Origin of the sequence: uncultured Thiodictyon sp., assembly GCF_903828115.1 — a bacterium.
Lineage (GTDB): Bacteria > Pseudomonadota > Gammaproteobacteria > Chromatiales > Chromatiaceae > Thiodictyon.
On the sequence record NZ_CAIKKU010000157.1, the window covers coordinates 1 to 2,384 of the forward strand.

The following is a 2,384-nucleotide window of genomic DNA, read 5'->3' on the forward strand; positions in this document are numbered from 1 at the left end:
GAGCCTTGCGGATCGGGACGTGCGCACAGATGGCCAGCGGCGTCGATGCCGAAATACCCCTCGCCCCAACGGTCGATGGCATAGATGTTTTTGCAGCGTTGGACCGCTGGGTCCATGGGATTGTCTCCGTCTTTACAGTGGTCAGTTTCAGCTATTTCCGCCAGAACATCGGCGTAAAGAGGATCGGCAGCGAGAAGACTTCGAGTCGGCCAAGCGTATCCGTTCGTTCCCCCTGCTCTCACGCTGCCGCGGGCGGCAGAATGGGAGCCGGTCGCCCCTGACGGCGCTCGCGCATGACCTCGGCGATCAAGGTCCAGGGCGAGTGCCCGCGCTGACGGCAGGTCTCGATCACGCTGGCGAGGGTGGCGAAGACACGCGAGCCCTGGGCATTGCGTGTGCCGTCGCCGATACGTCGGGCGATGACCCAGTGGCGCAAGGCACGCTCGGCACGGTTGTTGGTCAGCGGCAGATCGGGATGGTCGAGCACGACCCAGAAGGTGTCCCAGTCGTTGAGCCACTCGCGGGCGCGCGCGTCTTGGCATGCGGGGACTGGGCGAGGCACAGCGCCAAGAGGGCGTTGAGCGCGGCGGCGTGCTGTTGGCGTAACGGTCACGGGGGTGGCCCCTCGCGGGCGGCGTAGACGCTCTCCATGAGCGCCTCGAGGTGCTCGCGCAACGCCCGTCCGAAGCCGGCCACCGAGCGGTCGAGGCTCTCCTCGATCCCGCGCGCCTTGCGCAGGAGATGGGCCAGGCAGCGCAACCGCTGGTCATCATCGCGAGAAGCCCAGTCGCCGTCGCTCATCAGCCAGCCGTCGAACAGCGCCCCGAGCACGCCCTGGAGCAGATCCTGCGAGCGCCGCCCGATGCGAAAAAGCGTCGTGGTGGCGTTGGCGAAGACCCACAGCCACAGCAGATGACCGTTCTCGATCCAGCTGGTCTCGTCGGCGTGCAGCAGCTCACTGCTGCGCACCTCGGCGAGCCACATTGCTCCTCCACGGGCGCCAGGGCGCGTCCGGCGTCCTGTCCGCATTGCTTGATGGTCGATAGCCCCAGCGAGAGTCCCAGCCAGTCGGCGAGGAATTCCTGGATGCGCCGACGCGACAGGCGCATGCGCAGCGCCAGCGCACAGATCAGGACCACCCGCAGGGGACCGGCCACATGCCGCTCGCTGAGCGCCACCGTCCACTCGTCCTCGCATCCCTGATGCGCGGGCTGCGCCGCCGTCCCGTGGCCGCACTCACAGCGGCGGGCCTGATAGACAGGCTTGATCTGGATGACCTGAAGCCCCGCCTGCTCACCGCTTGGCAGGATCCGGTCGATGACGTCATGCGCGCGGTGGGCACGCGCGTTGTGGCTCGCCGTCAAAGGCTCACCACAGAGAACACAAACCTCCGGATGATGATGGCGCTCCTCTTGCACCGCCAGGCGCTGGGTGCGTCCGTGGCCGGGGCGACCAGGAAGCTGACCAGGACGCTTCTTCGCCGTGTCCGTGGCGCTCTTCGGCGCCGGAGAGTCCGGCGTCCCAGCATCGGGCGCGTCGAGATCTGCCGGCTCGCGCGACTCCTCGGACGGCTCCTGCGCGCGGTCCGAAGCCCCTTCCGCTGGCGCCACGCCGTCCCCAGGGCGCGCGACTGCTTGGAGGGCGCGAACGGTTGCTCGGGTTCTGCCCCAGACGCTCATGCGCCTCCTTCAGGTCCGCCAACCGCTTCACCGATCGCGCACGCAGCGGCCGCTCCTCCAGTTCTTGGAGGACGGATTCAGCGATCTGCGTCAGGTCATCGTGCGAGAGGTGCATCGCCCCGTCTGGTCGCTTCCGGCCAGCACCCGTGTGCTGGCATCGTTGAGGACGTGACTTCGCCATAGCGGAGCCCGTCTGTCTTCACGTCCTCAAGGGGAGGGTCCGAACGCTTACGGCCAAGCAGCATGGTAAAGCTCAACACCGACAGCTCGTCGTTGGTCAGGCCGGCATGGTTGCTCGATGGGCCGACCTGTCCGAGTCCGGGGCCCATTTTGTTGATGCAGGCGATCACCGCACTGAAGGCCGAGATGAATAGGATGAAGCCATCGCGGGCCTTCAATTACGCCTGATACCGTCGGGTCGAGAGCGGGAGCGCGCCACCGGCGATCAGGCAGGCGCCCAGACTGACGGCGAAGGTGAGCAGGGTGCCGTCGCGATACACGACCGCGTAGACGATCAGCATCAGATAGGCAAGGTCGAAGATCATCAGCAGGCGCCCCAGAACATTGGCGACCGAAAGCAGCGCGCGCATCAGAAAAAGGCCAGACCGACCTGGAAATGGCGTTCGACCTTGGTTACCAGATCCTTGCTCGCCAGGAAGAGGATGACATGATCCTCTGGCTCGATGAGGGTATCGCCATGGGCGA

4 protein-coding genes are annotated in these 2,384 nt (G+C 66.3%); all 4 read right to left on the reverse strand.

Going from position 1 to position 2,384, the window contains the following annotated elements; translation table 11 throughout:
• Nucleotides 1-238: 238 nt before the first annotated feature.
• The 4 genes from QZY48_RS05705 to QZY48_RS05720 all read right to left on the reverse strand — a co-directional run bounded on the left by QZY48_RS05705 (nt 239) and on the right by QZY48_RS05720 (nt 2,269).
• A complete protein-coding gene (locus tag QZY48_RS05705) occupies nt 239-562 on the reverse strand; it encodes a transposase (RefSeq protein ID WP_295428873.1) in 324 nt (107 codons plus the stop codon).
• A 47-nt stretch (nt 563-609) separates the two neighbouring features.
• Complete coding sequence (locus tag QZY48_RS05710; protein WP_295428875.1) at nt 610-984, reverse strand: transposase; 375 nt, start codon at nt 982-984, stop codon at nt 610-612.
• Nucleotides 985-1,774: 790 nt separating this feature from the next.
• Nucleotides 1,775-2,077, reverse strand: a complete 303-nt coding sequence (locus QZY48_RS05715) for a hypothetical protein (protein WP_295428877.1) — start codon at nt 2,075-2,077, stop codon at nt 1,775-1,777.
• Nucleotides 2,078-2,269, reverse strand: coding sequence for a hypothetical protein (locus QZY48_RS05720; protein WP_295428879.1), 192 nt, complete (start codon nt 2,267-2,269; stop codon nt 2,078-2,080). It lies immediately after the preceding gene.
• Nucleotides 2,270-2,384: the final 115 nt, after the last annotated feature.

Bases quoted from the DNA above. Each gene is read 5' to 3' on its own strand.
- QZY48_RS05710 (WP_295428875.1), bottom strand. From the start codon at position 984: ATGTGGCTCGCCGAGGTGCGCAGCAGTGAGCTGCTGCACGCCGACGAG.
- QZY48_RS05720 (WP_295428879.1), bottom strand. From the start codon at position 2,269: ATGCGCGCGCTGCTTTCGGTCGCCAATGTTCTGGGGCGCCTGCTGATG.